Genomic DNA, 20,272 nt, shown 5'->3' with positions numbered 1-20,272 from the left:
ATCAGCCTTCCGAGGCGTCTCCCTGTAGTCCGCGCGGGGTCAACAAGCCCTTCTCTACTCCGAGTATCTGCAGCGCAACGTGTTTCGACAGTCCTCGGACCACGCCGGTGGAGCCGACGATGAACCACAGATGCGCCGCGCCGGACTGCCGGAACGTACCCTGCAGTTCCCCATCCTCGCCGACCCCCCAGATGGGGCTGGCCTGGTCGGTGATCTCATCGCCACAGATGGGGCGCGCCATTTCGCGAGTGTTCTCCCACCCGGTGCAGAAGACCACGATGTCGGCGTCCTCCGTTGTACCGTCGGCGTAGACGACACCGTTCTCGGTGAATCTGACGATCTCGCCGCGTTGGAGCTTCACCTCACCGTCGATGATCAACTGCGAACAGCCTTTGTCGATGTAGTAGCCGCCAGTCCCGTTCAGGGCAGCACCGAGCATGCCCTGGTGGCCTACGCCGAAATCAGTCGAGAAGCCAGCCTTTTCGAGCCCTTCGAGCAGCTCCGCATCCATCTCCGCGATCATCTGAGTCGCCCCAGGCACGAGTTCCTCCAGCTGGAATTCCCAGGGGAACGATGTGCTCAGAAGGTCGGCGTCATCCAGTTGAGGCCCGTTTTCTGTCCAGAACTGACCATGGAAGACCGGGATTCCGTTTTTCCCGGACATGACGTAGGACGCACCCCGCTGGACTAGCGTGACCGACTCCGCGCCGCCCTCGTAGAAGCTCTGGACGACGTCGTGGCCGCTGGCTCCGGCGCCGACGACGACTGCCCGCTTGCCGGGGTAGTCCCGTCCGCCGGAGAAGCTGCTGGAGTGAACGATCTCCCCCGAAAAGGCGTCGGAGTTTTCGACTGTGGGCAACTTCGGCTTGCCGGCCATGCCGGTCGCAAAAACGACGTGAGCCGGGCGTAGTCGTCGTTCGCGACCCTCGCGGACAACAGTGACGTCCCAGCGCCGCTCCGCTTCGTTGAACCGCGCATTGGTGACCTCGGACTTCACCCAGGCATTGAGCTGCAGCAGGTTGATATAGGACTCGATCCAATCCCCCATGAGCTCGGCCGGCGTGTAGAGAGGCCAGTTGTCCGGGTACTCGAGGTAGGGAAAACGCGCGAACCAGCACGTGTCGTGAAGCGAAAGGCCGGCGTACCGCTGGCGCCAGTTGTCGCCAAGGCGATCTTCCTTGTCGACCATGAGGTGCGGCACGCCGAGATGCTGTAGACGTGCTGCCAGCATGACGCCGGCGTGACCGGCTCCGATGATGAGCACGGTCGGTTCGGAGTCGCGGAACTCCCGCTCGCGCTCGCGCTTCTCGTACCACGTTTCGCGGCCGCGCACAGCGGTGTTGTAGATATCGACGGCAGTGTCCTTGATCGAGGTGCGCTTCTCCTCATGCCCAATCAGGTCCTGCATGCTCGTCAGCACCGTCCAGGCCCGCCATCGGCCACCTTCGTCGATGAGGCGGAGGACCCCTCGGCCGACTGCGATGTCGGTGGTGAAGGTGAATAGCGCCTCAACGGTGTGTCTACCGAGTAAGTCGACGAACTCCGCTCGGCCGGCCTCCAACTTCAGGTCCCTGGGTGTGCACTCGGGAACCAGCTTCTCCAGCATCACGGTCACGTCGTCACGGCCCCGGAAGGTTTTGATGTCCCAGGTCAGGGTGAGTAGATCTCGCCACCAGCAGCCGTCAGCGGTCAACGACTCGCCGACCGCGGCGAAGTCCTGACCTGCGATCGAGGTCTCGAGTTCGGAGAGCCATGCAGTGGCAATCCGCTCGGCGTTGTCGGTCTTTTCAAGCGTTGGGAGTCCAGTCATCAGATCTTCCTTACTTCTCGCACCGGGGTCGCGCCTGCGACCTGGTTGAGTAACTAATCGACGTGCCGGATCGGTCGACGAGCACACTGTCGCTGCCTGTTCATCGCGGCCCACGTCACGGGCCCCACCATGTCGAAGTGGCCGGAATCGGAAATTAACACCAGTTGCACGCCTGCCCCACGCCCTCTGGATCGCAGTTGTAGGGACCGACAATTGAGCAAATCCAACACCACGCGGTCGCTGTTAGCGTTCCCCGCACCCGGCATGAAGTCGGGGGCCAGGGCTCATCGGTGCCCGCCGACACGGACGCCGCGCAGCGCATGTGCGGATTCGGGCGAAGTGTTGCGGAACGGCGCGTGAGCCGAGGTCATCTACACAGGAGTGGAGGACACATCATGACGCGTCGCGTCGAAAATCAGGTCGCTCTCATCACCGGAGCCGGGCGTGGGCAGGGGCGTAGTCACGCGATCCGACTGGCCGAGGAAGGCGCTGACATCATCGCCGTCGACGCCTGCAAACCCATCGATGGCGTTCCCTACGACATGTCCACCGCCGAAGATCTCAAAGAGACCGCGCGGGCCGTCGAAGCGCTCGGCCGCCGGATCATCATCGCCGAGGCGGACGTGCGCGACCTCGACACCCTGTCCTCGGTTGTCACCGAGGCAGTCGGTGAGCTCGGCCGCCTGGACATCGTGTCGGGCAACGCCGGCATTGCGGGTCCGTTCGCGGCCGCCGACGAGTTGGATCCCCAGGCTTGGCAGACCACGGTCGACATCAACCTGACCGGGGTCTACAACGCCGCCCGTGCCGCAATACCGCACATCAAGGCCGGAGGTCGAGGCGGTTCGATCGTCCTCACGAGCTCGATGGCAGGACTCAAGCCTTACCTCAACGCGGCGAACTACGTGGCTGCCAAGCATGGCGTTACGGGTCTGATGAAGGCCCTAGCCCTCGAGCTCGCTCCGTTCTCGATTCGGGTGAACAGTATTCATCCGACGCAGGTCGACACCCCGATGATTCAGAATCCGGCGATGTACGGGCTGTTCTGCCCGGACATCGAAAACCCCACTAAAGCCGATTTCGAGGCGGCCTCGCGTACGACCAATGCCATGCCCGTTCCGTGGGTCGAGGCGATCGACATTTCGAATGCCCTGCTGTTCCTCGCCTCGGAGGAGGCCAGATTCATCACAGGCGCCGCACTCCCGGTCGACGCGGGTTGCAACTTGCTTTGAGCCGCGTGCAATACAACGACTAGGCCCGGAGCAACACCGCTCCGGGCCTAGTTCTTCATGCCTTCGTCGCAGCGGGCGGGTCAGGCCGCGGCAGCGAGCCGAACTCTGGTGGCCGCTTCTCGACGAAACTCGACACGCCCTCCATCACGTCGTCACTATCTGTGAGGAAGCGCTCCGCCAACTGGTCCGCCGACCCTGCCGACAGCTCGAATGAGACTGTCTCCTGACCGGCCCAGAGCTGCTCCTTGATGGTCTGCATTGCCTTGGGCGAGCAGGACCGCGCCAGGTCGTGGGCGTACCGCAGTGCCTCGGCCAGGACCTCGTCACCTTCGATCACCTGGGCTATCAGACCCAGTCGCATGGCCTCCGCCGCGCCGATCACCCTCGCCGACAACAGAAGGTCGGCTGCGGCCGACATGCCTATCACCCGCGGGAGCAGCCAGGCGACCCCGGACTCGGCAGGCAGACCCCGCCGGGCGTACGTCGTGGTGAAACGCGCGTCCATCGCGGCAAAACGCACGTCGCAGGCCAAGGCATGGGCGAAACCGATACCGGCACACGCGCCCTGGATAGCCGCAACAACGGGCTTTCTGACCCTTGTCGTCTCCCATGGCGCTGATCGACGGACGTTTTTCCGAGCGAATGTGCGTTCGGCCGCAAAGCTTTTCAGATCCTCCATGTCTCCGCCCACGCAGAATGTCGACCCAGCCGCGGCCACCACTATCACTCGAACAGCCGGATCGCTATCGGCGTCGGCGAGCGCCGCGGCGTACGCGACACTCAGCTCGTCCGACCAGGCATTGCGCTTTTCCGGCCGGTTGAACGTGATGAGACGCACTCGGTCGACCTGCTCGGTCAGCAGGACCGTCGTATCGTCACCCGTCATCAGACAGTCACTCCGTCAGGCCGTGACGACTCCCTGAGAACTCTGCGCTCGATCTTTCCAGTTGGGTTGCGAGGCAATGCATCTACGAAAACCACCTGCCGGGGACGCCGATAGCCGGTCAGCTTGCTGTGGCTCCAGGCGAGCAGCTCGTCCGCGACGAGCTGACTGCCGTCAGCGGCCACCACGAAAGCGACGACAAGTTCGCCCCACCGCTCATCGGGCACACCAACCACGGCCACGTCCGACACCTGGTCGTGTTGCGCGAGCACCGCTTCGACCTCAGCCGGGTAGATGTTCTCGCCGCCGGTGACAATCATGTCCTTCACTCGGCCGGTCAGGTAGAGGTAATCGTCGGCGTCGAGAAAGCCCAGGTCGCCGGTGCGGATGTACCCGTCGGACGCGTTCAAACCCCGCGTTTCCTCGGGACGCCGCCAGTACCCCTGGGTGCACTGCTCGCTGCGGACACAGATCTCGCCCGCCCGTCCTGTTGGGAGAAGTTCGCCGGTGCCGACTTCCCGGATCTGAATCTCGACGCCGGGGAACGGTCTCCCGACCGATTTCAGGCGATCCTTGGTGTGCTCGTCCGGGCCGAGCGCGGTGATCGTGATGCACTCGGTCGAGGCGTACTCCTGGAGCAGCGAAACGCCCAGGACCCGCTGAGCGCGCTCCACGGTCGACGCAGTGACTGGAGCCGCTCCGTAGACGACGAGCTGCATGCTCGAGACATCACGGGCGCGTTTTTCCTGCTCTTCGATCACCATGTTGATCATGGTCGGGACCAGGTTTATGTGCGTGATCCGGAACTTCTCGATGGTGTCGAGCACCGACGCCGGAGTGAATCGATCGACGATGACGACGTGCCCGCCGGCCACGACCGCGAGCAGCGGAAAGACGCACCCGCCTATGTGGTAGTTCGGCAGCGACAGCAGGTGCGTCGAGCTCGCCTCGTAATGAAGCTCTGCGCTCGCATGGACGAAAGCGCTCACGTTGTCATTGGTGAGCATCACACCCTTCGGTATCCCGGTCGTTCCCGAGGTGTACGGCTGAACTACGACGTCCGTGCCTTGGCCCTCATCCAATCCCGACCACGCCCCGCCCGCCTCGCGCCATGCGATATATGCGGGACCAGTCTCGAGTGCGCCGTCGAGTCGCGGGGCGAATTTTGGATCCACCACTGCCTTTGCCGCACCCATATCCTGCAGCAGTGTTGCGATCTCATCGCGGTTGAGATTCCAGTTCAGTGGTGCGAAGGTCGCGCCGATTCGCACCGTCGCGAAATACAGTTCAAAAAGCTCGATGCAATTGTGACCCAAGAAGACGACTCGGTCACCGCGCTGAACTCCATCCGCGATGAGCGAGCCAGCTACCTTGTCGACATTCGCGTCCAGCTGCGACCACGATACGCTGCGCCCGGTGCCCGCCTCGGCGATCGCCGTCATGTCGGCTCGATTGCGCGCGTGGTCCCGGATAACCCCGGAAAGGGAAAGGGTAGTCATGCGTCTCCTCAGCTCTATCTGCACCGGTATCATTTCGAGCCAACGGATCCGGCCAAATGCGTGGTCCAGCGGCACCCGCGCTTGCAGGGTCCCGTAGGTCGTCCAGTCGAAGTAGAGCGGGCCGTTGGTTCTTGAGCACGATGACGTCCACCGACTATGAGATCAACCCGCCGACAAAGCCCTTTGTCGATATCTCCACACACGAGGTTGAACCCGCGCGGGAGGTCATAGGCCGATGCTGGCACGCAAGGCGAATGACCAGATGGGCGGCTGCGCAGTGGAGGAAGGATCTAGTGTCGGCGGTCGACCACGGCCGACGTCACCGCCCGGAGCCGGAAGTCTCGATGAGACCGTTGGCCAGCGCGGGACGCGTCGGCCCGCCCGCCGCGTCGATGATGCCGGCCTGCACAACGGCGCACCGTCCCTCTTCCCACATCTCCACGACCAGGGTCTCGGTCGGAAGAACCACGCCGGCAAAACGCGCATAGAACGAGCGAACAACTTCGGTATCGCCACCAAAGAGGGCGTCGACCGCTTCTCGTAGGACGATGCCGTAGGTGCACAGACCGTGCAGGATGGGCTTGTCGAACCCCGCCTTCGCCGCAAATGCCGGGTCGACGTGCAATGGATTTCGGTCCCCGCACAACCGGTACAGCATGGCTTGTTGGGGCAACACTCGGAACGACCGCGTGACGTCGGCCGGACGATCGGGGATCGCACCGCCGAGTCGTGGCCGAGACTGCCCTGCCGCGGCGTCTTCGCCTCGTACGTAAATGGTGTCGCGCACCGTCCAGAGCAGTCGTCCATCGTCAGCGAATGCCTGACCCTCTCGAACGATGAGCGATGCGTCGCGTGCGTCAAACACGTCACACACTCGCGACCGCAGGACCGCCTCACCTGATCGCGAGATCGGGCCCTCGACCTCCACCTGCTGGTCATAATGGAGAACCGAACCGAGGTCAATGTCGCATCCGGGAATCTCCAGGCTCGGCACCGCGGCCTCATGGAACGTCGGCGCCACGATCGCGAAGGACGGCAGCACCTGAAACCCGGCGTTCTCGTACAAGTAGCGCAACGCCGCACCGCCACCCTCGTCGAGTGCACCGGCACCCACGCCGAGGTGGTAGAGGATCACATCGGACTCATCCCATCGGAAGCGGCGCTCCGGCAACTCGGCTCCCCGCGCTGCGGCAACATCGATCGGCACTGACGACTCCCTCTCCCAGAGCACTTATCTAACGATAGGTATTGACACTAGCATCACACACACTATGATATTGTGGCCGCGGTCACAGCACCTGTGCGCAGCTACAACGCAATGGCTGGCTCCACTGCGGGAAGGGAGACGGTTCCACGTGGCACCAACTAATTTGCGCGAGGCGCCAACAACTTTCCGATCGAGCACCGGCTCTGCAGTACGGACTGCGCCCCGATCGACGGACTTCGATCGGCTGTCAGGGATCAACCATGCGGACGACAAACTTGATGACGTCACCACCGCGGTAGCCCATACGTTCGCGGAGTTGGTCGGAGTGAATCGATGCGCAGTCTTCATGCGGGACAACGCCGACGAGTCCTTCAGGGTGCGGACGTGGCTCGCCGAGACCGACTACACCGGGCACCTCCGCGGCATGGTCAACGGAGAAGACCCGTTCACGTCGGAGATCTTGAACCGTCGAGAACCAGTCGTGATCGCCGACAGTCTGTCCGATCCACGCGTCGCACAACATTACGAGATCTCCCGACGTTGCGGGGTCCACTCAATGCTCGGCCTTCCGCTGACCTACGGCGACGAGGTCATCGGCCTCGCCTTCCTCGACGACGTAGGGAAGTCGACGCAATTCTCCGGTGAGCAACTCAACAGGGCCGTCCAGTTCGCGACAGTGTGTGGCGTGGCGCTCGAGCAATCCCGTGCACTAGAAGACAGTCTGGGTGAGATGCTGAACTGGCGGCGCGACGCGATGCAGCATCGCCAACTCCTCACGGCTGCCGAGCATCTGGATGAGCTAATCCGGAACCGCTCGGTCACTACTAGGGATTTTGCGCTCGCAGGCACTGCCGTCCTGGGCCGCCCAGTCGAGATCGTCGATGCCACGTGGCACGTCGTGGCGCATGCCCAACCACGTTGCTCTGAAAGCCGAAGAATCGGCCAGCTGAGTGATGAACGGGTCCGGTCACACGCAAAGGTGCAGCCCCTGCTCAACCGCGCCATCCGGGATGGTCAGCCGTGTGTGATCCCTCCACTGCCGGCCCTCGGCGTCGACCTCCGGTGTCTGGTGGCCCCGATCACGAGGGATCAAAACACCCTGGGCCATATCATTGTGCATGAAAGTGGCCGACCCTTTAGTGCATTCGACCACCGGACGGTCAGCTCCATCGCCCGCCGCGCGGGCACGGCACCGTGCGGGTCGAGCGGTAGCGGCACTCGGGCTCAACTCGATCGCAATGCGTGCCTTGCCGCGGCCCTCCAGGACGTGCCGACGGCCGACGGAACGACGCTCTCTGACGCCGGCCTCCCCCCGGGCCCCTACGTGCTCTGCGTGTTCGGGGGTATTGGGATCAGGTCCGTGCCACAGCCCGCCCGCGAGCTCGTCGAGGCAATGACTTTCGAGGTGACCGGAAACGGGACGGCTTGCTTCACCGAGCACGACAACCGACTTGTCGCACTACTCCCGGTGCAGTCAGACGTGACGTCCGTGATCGACGGCATCCGGCCCCTGGTCGAGCGCGCCGCTGCGGAGTCCTATTCGCTTCAACGTCTCACACTTGCCGTTTCGCGGCCGTTCGACAGCCTCTCGTCCTGCCTCCGAGCGCACGACGAGGCGCAGCAGGTGCTTCGAGCCGTGCGCTGCTTCGAGAACCCGGAGATTCCGCGGGTGATCTCGGCGGACGATCTCGGCGCGAGCCTGGCCTTCCTGTCGTCGGCCGACGTTGCGGAGGCTCGCCGATTCGCGCTGGCGTACGCAGGACCGGTACTCCAGCAGGCCAACCACCACGAACTCCTGACCACGCTGCGCGCCTTCCTGGGGTTCCGCAACGTTGTCCGCTGCGCACGCACACTCGGCGTGCACGAAAACACGGTGCGGTACCGACTGTCGAAGATCGAGTCACTGACCGGTCAGGACCTGCTCAACGACACCGACACACAGGTTCGGGCCTCACTAGCCGTGCAGGTCCTCCGCATGACAGGCGACTGCCCTTGGTGAACGCATCTCCCCTGATCAAGCCATCAGTGCGAGAAGAACTCTATGCAGTGGCCCACAACAAGTCGCCCGTAAACATCACCAAGGATCGTCCCGACGACCACCGAGATCAACGATCCACGGATTCGGGCTGACGACCAGGCCGGACTGAACCCGTATCAGGCGCGCACCTACCGGTCCTGATACGGGCACACGACCCTGTCGATGCTCGCCTTCTCCTAGCCTGTCGAAGCGAAAACTGAAGCGACAAAAGGGTAATCGGTGTCACCGATCAGGGCATGATCGGATGCACAATACCCGAGATCCGGCGCCTGATTGTGCACCTCATACTCCGACAATCCCACCCCGACGAGCACGTCTGGTCCTGGTCACACTGGCGACGCCGACCGCACCAAGCCCGCAGGTGCCATTGCCAAACCCGCGGACGCCCATCATAAGTTTCTTACACTAATAATGGCCCTTCCGGCCAGCACAATTCGACCCGCTCGGCTGGATAGCCGCGCACAGCGGCCTGCCGGCGCAGAGCCGGTGCATTCTGGATGGGTCGACTCGCGCGCGGACAGCGTCTACCGACGTGGCGTTCGACCAGAGCTGGCTCACAACCTCAGTCGAGCGATAGCCGCTCGAGGAGCCGCGGCATGAGGTCGTCGGATCCAGAAGCCTCGAAATAGGCACTGATATCCGATAACTCGTCGAACCGGCCGTGGATCTCTTCTACGCTTGGCACTTCGTCGAAGACGACGCCGTTTCCTTGCACGATGGCGACACGCGAGTAATATCCACCGCCGATCTCAAAGATCTGCCCCGACACTCCGCAGGCCTCAGTGGCCAGGTAGGCAACCATCGCGGAGGCATACTCGGGGCGGAACCGGTCGAGCATCTCTTGACTCATGATGCCTTCTGTCATGCGCGAGGCGGCCATCGGCGCCACAACGTTGGCGGAGATGTTTCGTCCCCGGCCTTCGATCGCGAGAGTGCGAGTAAGCCCTACGATGCCCATCTTGGCCGCCGAATAGGCACTCTGTCCGAAATTGCCATACAAACCGGCGCCAGCCGCCGTGTTGATGATCCGGCCGTAGCCGGCCTCGCGCAGGTGCGGCCATGCCGCTCGAGTGACACTTGCCGTTCCCGTGAGGTGGACGCGCAGAACATCTGCGAAGCTCTCGGGTGAAAGTTTGCCGAACGACGCATCCCGCAGGATCCCAGCATTGTTCACCACGACGTCGAGGCGACCGAATCGGCCAATTGCCTCCGCCACTATGGACTGCGCGCCCTCGTCGCTGTCCACCGACGCGTGCTGAGCAACCGCGGTGCCACCCTTGCTGTTGATCTCCTCAGCCACGCGCTCAGCGGCGCTGGCGTCGACCTCACCACGACCTTCTGTGTCGATCCCGATGTCGTTGACGACGACCATTGCGCCGGCTTCCGCAAGAGCCACCGCATGGCTCCGCCCGAGGCCTCCGCCCGCACCAGTTACCAGGGCAACACGCCCGTCCAACCTCGTCAATGCCATGCCGCACTCCTTCGTCTCACCACTGCGCTGGCAATCAGCCCAACTCGGCCAATCTTGAAGTTACCTATCGATCGCTACTCTAACAACGGGCAGCTCGACCACCGCCGCACACCGCCCCCGGCCATCACGTGAATCGCGTCCGAATCCAACGAAAGTCACGCAGTTCACGCTCTGAGCTCGCACATCCTGGCACGGCATCCAGCCGCCCGTTCAACCATCGTTGTTCATTCCCCCAAAGCTGGAATTGCCATTGCTTGCAGAACTACCTATCGACCGCTACGGTTCGGCGACGGTGATCTCCCTCACATATCCGCTCGAACGTTTGCCGGGTCACAACCCGCACGAAGGACGTCTCATGAAACGACTCACGACATTGGTCGGCTTCCTACTGATCGCAGCGCTTGCGTTGAGTGGCTGCGGCAGTACCAGCGCAACCGCCGAAAAGGCCGAAGGATTCACCGGGACAACCGAATTACCCTCGGGCACAGTCGGTATTCTGAACAACTTGGGATCGTCCGAAACCCTGACACACTGGCAGAACACAGCCACAGACGCTCTCGGGAAGGTCGGCTGGACGGCAGTGGTAGCGGACGGCAAAGGCGATCCTGCTGTCTACGCCCAGAGTCTATCGTCGTTCGTCCAGCAAAAGGTCGATGGCATCATCATCTTGGGCGGGTTTCAGACCGGACCCATCGCAGAACCACTGCGGGCGGCCCACGATGCAGGGATTCCGGTTCTCGCGCTGGGCATCAATTCACCCGACCCAGACAAACTCATCACGGCACAATATGCGCCCGATGACGCGGAGTTCGGCGTCGTCCTAGGAAACTACCTCAAAGAAAAGCTGCCAGCGGGATCCGAGTGGGTGGCCCTGACGCTCACCGCGCAGGAAGGTGCCAACGCGCCCAACGTCGCCGCAGTCGAGGTCCTTGAACCCGCCGGCTTCCCGCGCGTAGGAACTGTTGACCTCAACATCTCCGGAGACATCCCCAGCCAGGTTTCGAAGGGTGCCACCGACCTCCTTCGTGCGCACCCTGACGCAGCCGCACTGATGACTTGCTGCGATTTCACCGCGACCCTGTCTGCGCCGGCCTTGGCCGAAGCGGGATATCCCGACGTCATTAACGCGGTTCGCTACGACAATCTCAGCATCCTCGACTTGATCCGAGCCGGTAAGCCAGTCGTGACGGCCGGAGCCAACACTGATACGTCGATCTTGATCGGGATCGACCAGTTGTTGGCTTACAAGGCATCTGGCACTGCGTTCGATGTCAATGCGCAGGAGGGCGTCGCAAAGTTCGTTGTCATCGACAAGGACAACGTGCCGGCCGAGGGCTTCTACTTCGACCCTCAAGAACAGATCGAGACGTTCCTCACCAAGTGGAAAGCCGAATACAAATGAGCGAACTACTAGCGAACCACATCGGAACTGACCCCACGGATACCGAGAACGGGGACGACTCCGGGTCCAAATCCGAGAGTCTCGTGCAGCCACGGCGAAGTGGTACGCGAACCGCCATGGCACTCGTCGCAAACTCGGCGGTCGGCGTTGGATTCATAGTTATGGTCACTGTTTTCGGGATCATGAGACCGGAGACATTTTTGACGTCGAGCACGTTGCAGGATCTGCTCAATCAGGCGGCGATTCCGGTCATCCTAGCGTGCGGAATCACCTTCACCATGGGCGTCGGCGAGTTCGATCTATCGTTCACCGCCGTTCTGGGCGTGGCAGCAGCCGTGGTCATTGTATTGATGGCGAACCGCGGCTATCCAATCCTCGTGAGCTGCCTGGCTGCGCTGGCTTTGGCACTTGCCGTCGGGTTGGTCATCGGTTTGCTCGTCACATTCGGCAAAGCGTCATCCTTCATCGTCACCCTTGCCCTCGGATCGGTGCTCACCGGTCTCGAGATCATGCTCACCGACAACCAGAGCATTTACCGCAACATCCCGCCTACCTTCAGTGACTTCGCCAGTAACTCGGCAATAGGCCTCAAAGCACCGGTTTGGGTGACCATCGCAACCGTGGCTCTCGCCTTCGTCCTGCTACACGCCACCAAATTCGGTAGGCATGTTTACGCGATCGGCGGAAACTCCAAGGCAGCTTTCCTCGCTGGGGTACGGGTCCGCAGGGTTCGGGTCTACTGCTTCATTCTTCTGGCGGGTCTCGCAGGAATCGCTGCCATCATCGCCACCTCCAAAACAGCGTCCTACTATCCGAACATTTCGGGCGGCCTTCTCCTCAGCACGTATGCTGCCGTGTTTCTCGGCGCTGCAATGAGTACCAGTAATCGCTTCACTGTGGTCGGCTCAGCGCTGGGTGTCGTGTGGCTGTTGACGCTCCAGACCGGACTGACCCAGCTCAATCAGCCCGCATGGGTCTCCACCCTGATTCAGGGGTTGGTTCTGGTCACCGCGGTGTTGATCGCAGCCCGGAACCGAGGGCGGTCCCAATGACGTCCTCGACCCACGAAGCTGAAGTGAGACCGCCGGGGTCCGATGGGCCGTGGCTCGAGGTGCGCGGCATTGCGAAACACTACGGCGGCGTGAAGGCACTGAGAAGCGCGAGCATGGACCTCCTTGCCGGGGAGGTGCACGGCATCATCGGGCCGAACGGAGCAGGTAAGTCAACACTGGTCAAACTCCTCGGGGGCGTCGAATCAGCGGATACCGGCACGATTCTCGTCGACGGCAGCGAGGTAGAAATGAGTAGCCCCTCTGTCGCGCAACATCATCGGATCATTCTGATGCCGCAAGAGCTCTCACTGGTGCCCGAGAGCTCCATCGTCGACAACATCGTGCTGGGTTCCGAACCGACCGTGTTCGGAGCGCTGTCGGCGAAGCAAGCACGACGTCGATCGGCTTCTGCACTCGACGCCATTGGCCTGGACCTGCCATTGAGCGCTCAGGTCAGTGAGCTCAGCACCGTCCATAAACGTCTGCTGATGCTGGCCCGCGCGCTTGACCGAGCCCCCCGGTTGCTCATTCTCGACGAGCCGACAGCTGGCCTCGCCGCCCATGAAGCCAGCCTCGTGATGGACACCGTCTCGAGAGTGGTGGCCAAGGGTGTCACAGTCATCTACATCTCGCACCACCTGACCGAAGTGGCCAAGTTGTGCAATCGCGTAACCACCGTCCGCGAAGGACACATGGTCGACACCATCTGTGGCGATGACATTACCAAAGCTGCCCTGGTCGAAAGGATTGTGGGATCTGACAACGCGACTCACCCGTCCGGATCGGTCGCATTCGATCCAACTACGGTCACCAGTCCACCCGATCGATCATCGGGACTGCAGGTTGAGGGACTAGCGGGCGAAAGAATTGCCGACATATCCTTCTTGGCTCCGCGTGGAAGTGTCACAGGAATAACCGGACTCTTGGGATCTGGGGTGGCCGAACTGGTGTCCACGATCGCCGGTGCAAGCCGTCCGTTGCGTGGCACGATTCGACTGGATGGGATCGAGGAGAACTTCTCCTCCCCCGCTGACGCCCTCCGACGAGGTGTCGGCTATCTCGCAGGTGACCGAACCACGGCTGTCGTCCCAGAGATGTCGGTTCGCGAGAACGTGTCGATCCCTGCGTTGAGCCGTTGGACGAATGCACTTGGAATCGTCAAAAGGCGACGAGAGTTGAATGCGACGAAATCAATACTCCATTCGCTCGCCGTGGACGTTGACGTGGAGCTGCCGATCACTGCGCTATCGGGCGGCAATCAGCAGCGAGCACTCGTCGGACGTTTGGTCGCGTCCGAGGTCGAGTTCATCATCCTCGATGAACCCACCGTGGGCGTCGATGTGGCTGCACGACAGGCACTCTGGGATGTGATACGCGAACTGGCCCAGACTCGGACCGTAATCGTCGCCAGTAGCGAGCCCGATGAGTTGGTTGCGTTGTGCGACCAGGTCATCTGCCTGAAGCATGGATCAGTCGCCCAAGTCCTTACGGCACAGGAAATCAACCAGAATGCGATCACCCATGCTGTGACATGAGCCGGGTGTAGCCGAGTTCACCGGGACGATGTTCTTTCTGGTTCCACGCAAGTTCCGAGTGAAGTTCACACCGACAGCACCCTGAAGCGTTTGCGGGCATCGCCCCGCCTCACAGCCGCCATGGGCTTGCCACGGAGTCGCCCGCAGTTAATCGGGCGACTCTGTGCGTTTTGGCTCGGTTTGTGGTCTCTCCTCCGTCGGGGAATCGTTTGTCCTCATCCAAGTAGCCGCACAGCGTCCGCGTCGTACCCGACGGTGACGTTGTCAAGACGACCGTGTTCCGGCTGACGACCGCCCATCTCGGCCGGTTGGCAAGGCGAGGTCCACGCCCAGGTCGGCCGACCCACGGTCTGTCCGAGTCGAACGGTTTTCCGCTGGTTGTCGACGAGCCCGCGGCGAACACCCACGACAGCACGCTGCTGCAACCGATGGTCAAAGCGATACCGGCGGTGAAGTCCCGTCGCGGTCAGCGCCGCCACAAACCCGGAAAACTTTCTGCAGACAAGGGCTACTGGGCTCGGGCGGCGCCCTCGGCCCTGTGGCCTCACTCGCTTGATGTGCTAACCCGCCGCAGCTCTTCTCAATCACCCGGCCAGAACCCCGTTGCCCCGAGAATCCGCACCGGTCGCATCGTCGCCCACCACGCCGTTGAATCAACTGGTCGATCGGGCCGCGCAGCCGTGAGGCCGAGCTCCCGGCGTGGCATCGAGCGAAATAGTCTCGGTAGTCATTTCGCGCGATGTCCAGAAAATGCGACCAATATTGGTACAACGAGCGCCCCTCAACCCGCAATGGCGGGGTGACGACGCTCGGCGAAATTCAGCGAGCGCCATCAGGGCGACAGCCCGCTGCTGGACGACCATCGTGTGCACTGTGGCGAGGTCAAACGATCAGCATGCCAACAGAAGCCGCGGCGACCTGGAGAAGGTTCTACTGTCGCATTCGGCGTCGGGCGCACAAGGCAGGAGCCGCGCAAGGGTGAAACGACGAGATGCACAATCAAAACCATTGCGCGTAGCGTAGACGCGGTGAGCCGACGAGTCCGCAGCCAGCCGGGCGCAATCGACCACATATGCCAAGCCTGACACTCGTTTCCTGGCCGATCCCTTTCATTCCTGGTGGACAAAGCAGGGATCAGATCTGCACTGCCGAAGCAGCTTTCGCAAATTCGCGAGGGATCTCTCCGTCAGTTCAGGACTGCCGATCGTGATCTGGTGGAATACCAGACCTTCGGCAGCAGCGTAGATCAAGTGACTCAAGGACGGGTCAGGATCGATGTCGGCGTATCCGAGCTCGGCCTGCAGGGAGTCGACGTACGCGTGGTAGATCGACTCGACGTAAGGGCGTAGCTCGCGCCTGCGGCGAGATTCGAGAATCAATTCGAATTGGAAGGCTTGATCGTCCGGGTTGTTCTGGACCATCTTCACCAGCCCGTCGAAGACCGCGTCGAGGTCACCGCTTCCGGGGCGGGTACTGATGGAAGTGACGCTGTTTTCCAGGGAGTACTGGAGTGCTGCCTCGAGTAGTGCGTCGCGGGTTCCGAAATGGTGTGCCACGAGGCCGTGGGCTACCCCAGCTTCGCGCGCCACTGCCCGGTACGTCAGGTTTCGCAGTCCTTGGTCGGCGACCACGTGGACGGCGGCCGCCAGAAGAGCCGCACGTCCTTCGCCATACCGGGGTGACGGACGAACCGTCGCCGTGCTGGAAGTGGTCATCGGTGTGGGACTCCCTCTGTTCAGCCTTCTCCGCCGCGCCCGGGGTCTCGGGTCGAGACGCTCGACGATGGTCGCCCCTTCCGAGCGACACGCTCGGCACTCGGGGGATCGCCTCTGAAGATTGTCGCTGACCACTTGACCAGTTTCCTCATTTGATGCATTCTATGTGCTGTCAGTCACAACTATCCACACGGATAGTTGTCACCGATCGACACGAGCGGCGACGCGACGGTCGATCCAAGTCACAGGACAGGGACATCCGCCTGGGTCCTCGATATCGATTCGATCTGCGCAAACGGTGGGATCGGTGTTGCAGGCCAGGGAACGGAGACCCGTGCGAGGAGATCTTCGATGGAGTTTCGTGAACGGTTGTTGATCGGTGGTCGCTGGGTCGACGCCGTATCAGGCGCCGAGTTCAAGACGCACGATCCGGCGACCGGAGAGGTTCTCGGCGTGGTGGCCGATGCCGGCGTCGCCGATGTCGATGCCGCGGTTGCCGCGGCCCGCCAGGCCCTGATCGATCCTTCGTGGAAGGACCTGACCCCCGCAGCGCGGGCGCGGCTGCTGTGGAAAGTGGCGGACCTGATCGAGCTACACGCCGACGAACTCGCCGAATTGGAAACCAGGGATCAAGGACAGCCGATCGGAGTCGCCAAGACGGTGAGTCTGTCGATGGCCGCCGAGGTGTTCCGGTACTACGCCGGGTGGTGCACCAAGATCGAGGGCCAGACCTCGGCGGTGTCGATCCCCGGCACGATGCACTACACCCGCCGCGAACCGGTCGGGGTGTGCGCGCTGATCACCCCGTGGAACTTCCCGCTGATGATCGCCGCCTGGAAACTCGCCCCGGCCCTGGCCTGCGGCAACACCGTCATCCTCAAACCTGCCGAACAGACCCCGCTGACAACGGTCGCGCTGGCGCGGCTGTGCGTCGAGGCCGGGATCCCTCCCGGGGTGGTCAACTGCCTGACCGGCGGCCCGGAGGCCGGCGCCGCGCTCAGCGGACACGCCGACATCGACAAAGTCTCGTTCACCGGCTCCACCGAGGTCGGCCGCAAGATCGTCGTGGCCGCGTCGTCGAACTTCAAGCGCGTGACCCTCGAACTCGGCGGCAAGGCCCCGAGCGTGATCGCCCGGGACGCCGACATCGACGCCGCCGTAGCCGGCAACCTGCAGGGCGCCCTGCTCAACAGTGGTCAGGTCTGCGCCGCGTACACCCGATTCTTCGTCGATTCCAAGCGGGTCGACGAGTTCGCCGACAAGATCGCCGCCGCCGCGGCGGCGCTGCCGATCGGGCCGGGCCTGTCCCCCGAGACCGTGATCGGGCCGCTCGCATCCGCCAAGCACGTCGCGCACGTCGAACGTCTCGTGCAGGCCGGAAAGGCCGAGGGCGCGCAGTTGGTCACCGGTGGATCGCGGCCGGGAGGAGAGCTGGCCGCGGGCAACTTCTTCACCCCCACCGTCTTCTCCGGGGTCACCGATCAGATGTCCATCGCGAAGGAGGAGATCTTCGGGCCGGTGCTGTCGATCCTGTCCTACGACGACGCCGACGAACTCGCCGCCCGCGCCAACGACACCGAATACGGTCTGGCCGCGTGCATCTGGACCAAGGATCTGACCACCGCACACAACCTCGCCGCCTCCATCCGGGCGGGCAGTGTGTTCGTCAACATGCTGCCGTTCCTCGACCCGGCCGCCCCGTGGGGCGGCTTCGGGGCCAGCGGCTGGGGTCGTGAGATGAGCTCGAACGCCATCGACGAATTCACCGAAACCAAGGGCGTCTGGGTCAACCTCGCCTGACCCGCATCACCCCAAGACCACCTTTCCCGGACTGCAAGGAACCTGAACACCATGACCACACCCGCCGCCCCCGCATTCAGTTGGAACAAGGACGACTGGGCGTCGCTGGCCGAGATGGCCGACGGCTTCGACGAATACCGCCCCGCCTACAGCCGCGACCTCGACGGCAAGACGATCACCTTGGGCGGCCGCTATCTCGACACCGCCGAACCATTCACCCTCACCCAAACCTTTCAAGGCGAGGCGCTGCACTGGACGCTCGCGGACGCGGACGGTACACGGTCCGGGAGCGAGACGTTCGAGCTCTTCGAGATGCAGCCCGGGCTGTTCTACCTCCACTACCGGCGCCACGCCGAGGCTCATCCGGTGGTGGTCAGTGCCGCCCTCGACCTGACCAGCGGCCAGGTCACCGGCGCGGTCGGCTCCCTCGGACTCGAACCCGCCCCCCACCGGGCCCGGCAGCGATGGTTCCAGGGCCAGATCGAGGGCACCGCAGCGGACCCGGCCGGAGCTCATCCGGTCACCGACGAGCTGATCGGGCGCCGGATCCGGTACGCCTACAGCCGCGACGACGTCTACGACCACGTCTACCTCAACGAAAACCTGTTCACCTGGCTGTGCCTCGGCGGAGCCGAAATCGGCGTCGGCGACACCGACAGCTGCACCTACTGGAAGCTACGCGAGAACACCTACCTCTTCTCCTGGCTCGAGAAGAACGTCGGCGTCGAGGGCATGGTCCTGATCGACCTCAACGCCTACCGCACCGTCGGCATCCAGTTCGGGATCGACCAACCCACCGGCGACCTGGTCAACATCACGATGGGTTCCTACGCACAGGAATTCGAACGCATTCCCTCCGTCGAGGAGGCCCGGCCGGCACCGACCAGGGCGGCGACGACAGCCGACCTGGTCGATGGACAGGTGTCCGCGTAGTCGGCAGAAAACACGGCGACGCATCCATGCGCCGCCTCGCTCGATCACCACGAAGTGGAGAATTCTCATGTCGACCACCCCAGCCCAACCGGCACAGCCGCACCTCCCCCCGCACTCTGCGGGTGATCACCCCGAAGGCTCGACGCGGGCCGGCCTGCGGCCGGGCCGGCTGGGCGTGGGTGCCATCGTCTTCTTCGTCGTCGCCGCCGTCGCCCCGATGGCCGCCATCGTCGGGGCCTCGCCGATCGTGTTTTCCGCCAATGGAGTTGCGGCACCAGCTACCTATTTGCTCGCCGCGCTATTGTTCGTCGTCTTCTCGGTCGGTTATGTGGCGATGAGCCGCCACATCACCAACGCGGGAGGTTTCGTCGCCTACATCGCCCAAGGATTCGGCGCCCGTGTCGCCACCGCAGCAGCCGGGCTGGCGATCCTGACCTACACGGCCCTGCAGGCGGCGCTGTGGTCCCAGTTCTCGGTGTTCGCCCACGACCTCGCCGCCGGCAAACTCGGCCTCGACCTCCCCAGCCCCCTGTGGATGTTCGCCGGACTTGCCCTGGTCACCGCACTCACCGTGCGCGGGGTCGACGTCAGCCTCAAAGTCCTGGGCTTCCTGGTGTTCCTCGAGATCGCCGCCTTCATAATTTTGGACCTGGCCATCATCGTCTCCGGTGGGATATCGGGGAACTCGCTGGCCGCGTTCAACCCGTCCGCGCTGGCGGGTCCCGGCCTGGGGATCGCGTTCCTGTTCTGCATCACCTGCTTCACCGGATTCGAGGCCACCGTCGTCTTCTCCGAGGAGGCGAAGGACCCACACCGCACCATCCCCCGGGCGGTGTACTACTCGATCGCCTTCATCGGCCTCTTCTACGCCCTGACCACGTGGGCACTCGGCAACTCCGTCGGCGCCGCCGCCGTGCAGGAAGCAGCGACCGCTGATCCCGCCGGGTTCGTAGTCACCATCGCCGAGCAGGAGGTGGGAACCTGGCTGGCCACGACCATGGAAATCCTCGTAGTCACCAGCTTCATCGCCATGCTCATCGGATTCCAGAACATGTTCGCCCGCTACCTGTACGCCCTCGGACGCGCACATGTTCTCCCGCACCGACTCGGGACCGCGCGCCCGAACACCGGAACCCCGGCGACCGCGGCCCTGGTAGTCGGAACCGGACTCGCCATCATCCTGGCCGGGTTCACCCTGGCGGGGGCCGATCCGATCACCGTCACCTTCAGCTGGCTGCTCTCGCTCGGCACCGTCGCGCTGATCGCGATCCTCATCCTGACCTCGGCGTCGATCATCGCGTTCTTCGCCAGGACCCGCGTCGAAACCAGCATGTGGAAGACCCGGATCGCCCCCGCGCTCGCCCTGCTGGGGTTCGGTGTGGTCGCCTACCTCGCGGTCGCCAATTACGATGTCCTCCTCGGTGGCCAAGGCGGCGTAGCCCGGTGGCTGCTCCTGCTGATCCCACTCTGCGCGGCACTCGGCTTCACCTGGGCATCGATCCGCCCGACCATTAATTACCAGGCCGAATTGGTCTGATACCGGCCCCGGGCCCCTGATCACCATTCGCCTCACTTTGCCGGCACTCGGTCACCCTCGCCCGCCCTCTCGCCCAGGTCATTTCAGGAGTACTGACATGCAGTACGACACCGACGTGATCGTCGTCGGCGGTGGATTCGCCGGAATCACCGCCGCCC

At 63.2% G+C, this 20,272-nt stretch carries 14 protein-coding genes and 2 pseudogenes; 10 read left to right on the top strand and 6 right to left on the bottom strand.

Annotated elements, in window-relative coordinates:
* Position 1: 1 nt before the first annotated feature.
* The gene (locus P3H15_RS31575) at positions 2 to 1,810 is read right to left on the bottom strand and encodes an NAD(P)/FAD-dependent oxidoreductase (RefSeq protein ID WP_276140814.1); all 1,809 of its coding nucleotides are present in this window, start codon (positions 1,808 to 1,810) and stop codon (positions 2 to 4) included.
* Positions 1,811 to 2,205: 395 nt separating this feature from the next.
* On the opposite strand from P3H15_RS31575, the gene P3H15_RS31570 reads away from it, so the two are divergent.
* Complete coding sequence (locus P3H15_RS31570) at positions 2,206 to 3,042, top strand: mycofactocin-coupled SDR family oxidoreductase (protein WP_124393630.1); 837 nt, start codon at positions 2,206 to 2,208, stop codon at positions 3,040 to 3,042.
* 55 nt (positions 3,043 to 3,097) lie between these two features.
* On the opposite strand, the gene P3H15_RS31565 is transcribed toward P3H15_RS31570, so the two are convergent.
* The 3 genes from P3H15_RS31565 to P3H15_RS31555 form a co-directional block, all read right to left on the bottom strand.
* Positions 3,098 to 3,928: an enoyl-CoA hydratase-related protein gene (locus P3H15_RS31565; RefSeq protein ID WP_276140813.1), complete on the bottom strand. Its 831-nt coding sequence runs from the start codon at positions 3,926 to 3,928 to the stop codon at positions 3,098 to 3,100.
* Positions 3,928 to 5,424 (bottom strand): class I adenylate-forming enzyme family protein, encoded by a 1,497-nt coding sequence (locus P3H15_RS31560; RefSeq protein ID WP_276140848.1) that lies wholly within the window; start codon positions 5,422 to 5,424, stop codon positions 3,928 to 3,930. The genes P3H15_RS31565 and P3H15_RS31560 overlap by 1 nt, the downstream gene beginning before the upstream one ends.
* 319 nt (positions 5,425 to 5,743) lie before the next feature.
* Complete coding sequence (locus tag P3H15_RS31555; protein ID WP_276140812.1) at positions 5,744 to 6,631, bottom strand: MaoC/PaaZ C-terminal domain-containing protein; 888 nt, start codon at positions 6,629 to 6,631, stop codon at positions 5,744 to 5,746.
* Positions 6,632 to 6,695: 64 nt separating this feature from the next.
* On the opposite strand from P3H15_RS31555, the pseudogene P3H15_RS55810 reads away from it, so the two are divergent.
* Together P3H15_RS55810 and P3H15_RS31550 are read left to right on the top strand one after the other, a co-directional pair.
* A pseudogene (locus P3H15_RS55810) lies at positions 6,696 to 7,316 on the top strand (GAF domain-containing protein); the annotation flags it as partial.
* Positions 7,317 to 8,630 (top strand): helix-turn-helix domain-containing protein, encoded by a 1,314-nt coding sequence (locus P3H15_RS31550; RefSeq protein WP_276140811.1) that lies wholly within the window; start codon positions 7,317 to 7,319, stop codon positions 8,628 to 8,630.
* Positions 8,631 to 9,231: 601 nt separating this feature from the next.
* On the opposite strand, the gene P3H15_RS31545 is transcribed toward P3H15_RS31550, so the two are convergent.
* Positions 9,232 to 10,140, bottom strand: coding sequence for an SDR family NAD(P)-dependent oxidoreductase (locus P3H15_RS31545; protein ID WP_276140810.1), 909 nt, complete (start codon positions 10,138 to 10,140; stop codon positions 9,232 to 9,234).
* A gap of 355 nt (positions 10,141 to 10,495) precedes the next feature.
* Between P3H15_RS31545 and P3H15_RS31540 the strand changes: the two genes are divergently transcribed.
* The 4 genes and pseudogenes from P3H15_RS31540 to P3H15_RS31525 all read left to right on the top strand — a co-directional run.
* Positions 10,496 to 11,542: a substrate-binding domain-containing protein gene (locus P3H15_RS31540; protein ID WP_276140809.1), complete on the top strand. Its 1,047-nt coding sequence runs from the start codon at positions 10,496 to 10,498 to the stop codon at positions 11,540 to 11,542.
* 116 nt (positions 11,543 to 11,658) lie between these two features.
* Positions 11,659 to 12,594, top strand: a complete 936-nt coding sequence (locus P3H15_RS31535) for an ABC transporter permease (RefSeq protein ID WP_276140808.1) — start codon at positions 11,659 to 11,661, stop codon at positions 12,592 to 12,594.
* The gene (locus P3H15_RS31530; protein ID WP_276140807.1) at positions 12,591 to 14,129 is read left to right on the top strand and encodes a sugar ABC transporter ATP-binding protein; all 1,539 of its coding nucleotides are present in this window, start codon (positions 12,591 to 12,593) and stop codon (positions 14,127 to 14,129) included. Before P3H15_RS31535 ends, P3H15_RS31530 begins: the two co-directional genes overlap by 4 nt.
* Before the next feature lie 344 nt (positions 14,130 to 14,473).
* Positions 14,474 to 14,641, top strand: a pseudogene (locus P3H15_RS31525) (IS5/IS1182 family transposase); the annotation flags it as partial.
* Positions 14,642 to 15,238: 597 nt separating this feature from the next.
* On the opposite strand, the gene P3H15_RS31520 reads toward P3H15_RS31525, so the two are convergent.
* The gene (locus P3H15_RS31520) at positions 15,239 to 15,844 is read right to left on the bottom strand and encodes a TetR/AcrR family transcriptional regulator (protein WP_276140806.1); all 606 of its coding nucleotides are present in this window, start codon (positions 15,842 to 15,844) and stop codon (positions 15,239 to 15,241) included.
* 351 nt (positions 15,845 to 16,195) lie between these two features.
* Here P3H15_RS31520 and P3H15_RS31515 point away from each other — a divergent pair, with 351 nt between their 5' ends.
* The 3 genes from P3H15_RS31515 to P3H15_RS31505 all read left to right on the top strand — a co-directional run bounded on the left by P3H15_RS31515 (position 16,196) and on the right by P3H15_RS31505 (position 20,114).
* A complete protein-coding gene (locus P3H15_RS31515; protein WP_276140805.1) occupies positions 16,196 to 17,644 on the top strand; it encodes an aldehyde dehydrogenase in 1,449 nt (482 codons plus the stop codon).
* Positions 17,645 to 17,695: 51 nt separating this feature from the next.
* Positions 17,696 to 18,577, top strand: coding sequence for a MoaF C-terminal domain-containing protein (locus tag P3H15_RS31510; RefSeq protein ID WP_276140804.1), 882 nt, complete (start codon positions 17,696 to 17,698; stop codon positions 18,575 to 18,577).
* A gap of 67 nt (positions 18,578 to 18,644) precedes the next feature.
* Positions 18,645 to 20,114 carry an APC family permease gene (locus P3H15_RS31505; protein WP_276140803.1) on the top strand — a complete coding sequence of 490 codons (1,470 nt, stop codon included), beginning with the start codon at positions 18,645 to 18,647 and terminating at the stop codon, positions 20,112 to 20,114.
* The last annotated feature ends 158 nt before the right edge of the window (positions 20,115 to 20,272 follow it).

It is taken from the genome of Rhodococcus sp. T2V, assembly GCF_029269925.1.
Classification (GTDB): domain Bacteria; phylum Actinomycetota; class Actinomycetes; order Mycobacteriales; family Mycobacteriaceae; genus Rhodococcus_F; species Rhodococcus_F koreensis.
Note: the sequence above shows the minus strand (reverse complement) of the source record. Positions and strands in the feature narration are given on the sequence as shown.

Excerpts from the sequence above, each read along its gene's own strand:
- P3H15_RS31575 (WP_276140814.1), bottom strand. The coding sequence starts at position 1,810 with ATGACTGGACTCCCAACGCTTGAAAAGACCGACAACGCCGAGCGGATT.
- P3H15_RS31570 (WP_124393630.1), top strand. The coding sequence starts at position 2,206 with ATGACGCGTCGCGTCGAAAATCAGGTCGCTCTCATCACCGGAGCCGGG.
- P3H15_RS31565 (WP_276140813.1), bottom strand. The coding sequence starts at position 3,928 with ATGACGGGTGACGATACGACGGTCCTGCTGACCGAGCAGGTCGACCGA.
- P3H15_RS31560 (WP_276140848.1), bottom strand. The coding sequence starts at position 5,424 with ATGACTACCCTTTCCCTTTCCGGGGTTATCCGGGACCACGCGCGCAAT.
- P3H15_RS31545 (WP_276140810.1), bottom strand. The coding sequence starts at position 10,140 with ATGGCATTGACGAGGTTGGACGGGCGTGTTGCCCTGGTAACTGGTGCG.
- P3H15_RS31540 (WP_276140809.1), top strand. The coding sequence starts at position 10,496 with ATGAAACGACTCACGACATTGGTCGGCTTCCTACTGATCGCAGCGCTT.
- P3H15_RS31535 (WP_276140808.1), top strand. The coding sequence starts at position 11,659 with ATGGCACTCGTCGCAAACTCGGCGGTCGGCGTTGGATTCATAGTTATG.
- P3H15_RS31530 (WP_276140807.1), top strand. The coding sequence starts at position 12,591 with ATGACGTCCTCGACCCACGAAGCTGAAGTGAGACCGCCGGGGTCCGAT.
- P3H15_RS31520 (WP_276140806.1), bottom strand. The coding sequence starts at position 15,844 with ATGACCACTTCCAGCACGGCGACGGTTCGTCCGTCACCCCGGTATGGC.
- P3H15_RS31515 (WP_276140805.1), top strand. The coding sequence starts at position 16,196 with ATGGAGTTTCGTGAACGGTTGTTGATCGGTGGTCGCTGGGTCGACGCC.
- P3H15_RS31510 (WP_276140804.1), top strand. The coding sequence starts at position 17,696 with ATGACCACACCCGCCGCCCCCGCATTCAGTTGGAACAAGGACGACTGG.
- P3H15_RS31505 (WP_276140803.1), top strand. The coding sequence starts at position 18,645 with ATGTCGACCACCCCAGCCCAACCGGCACAGCCGCACCTCCCCCCGCAC.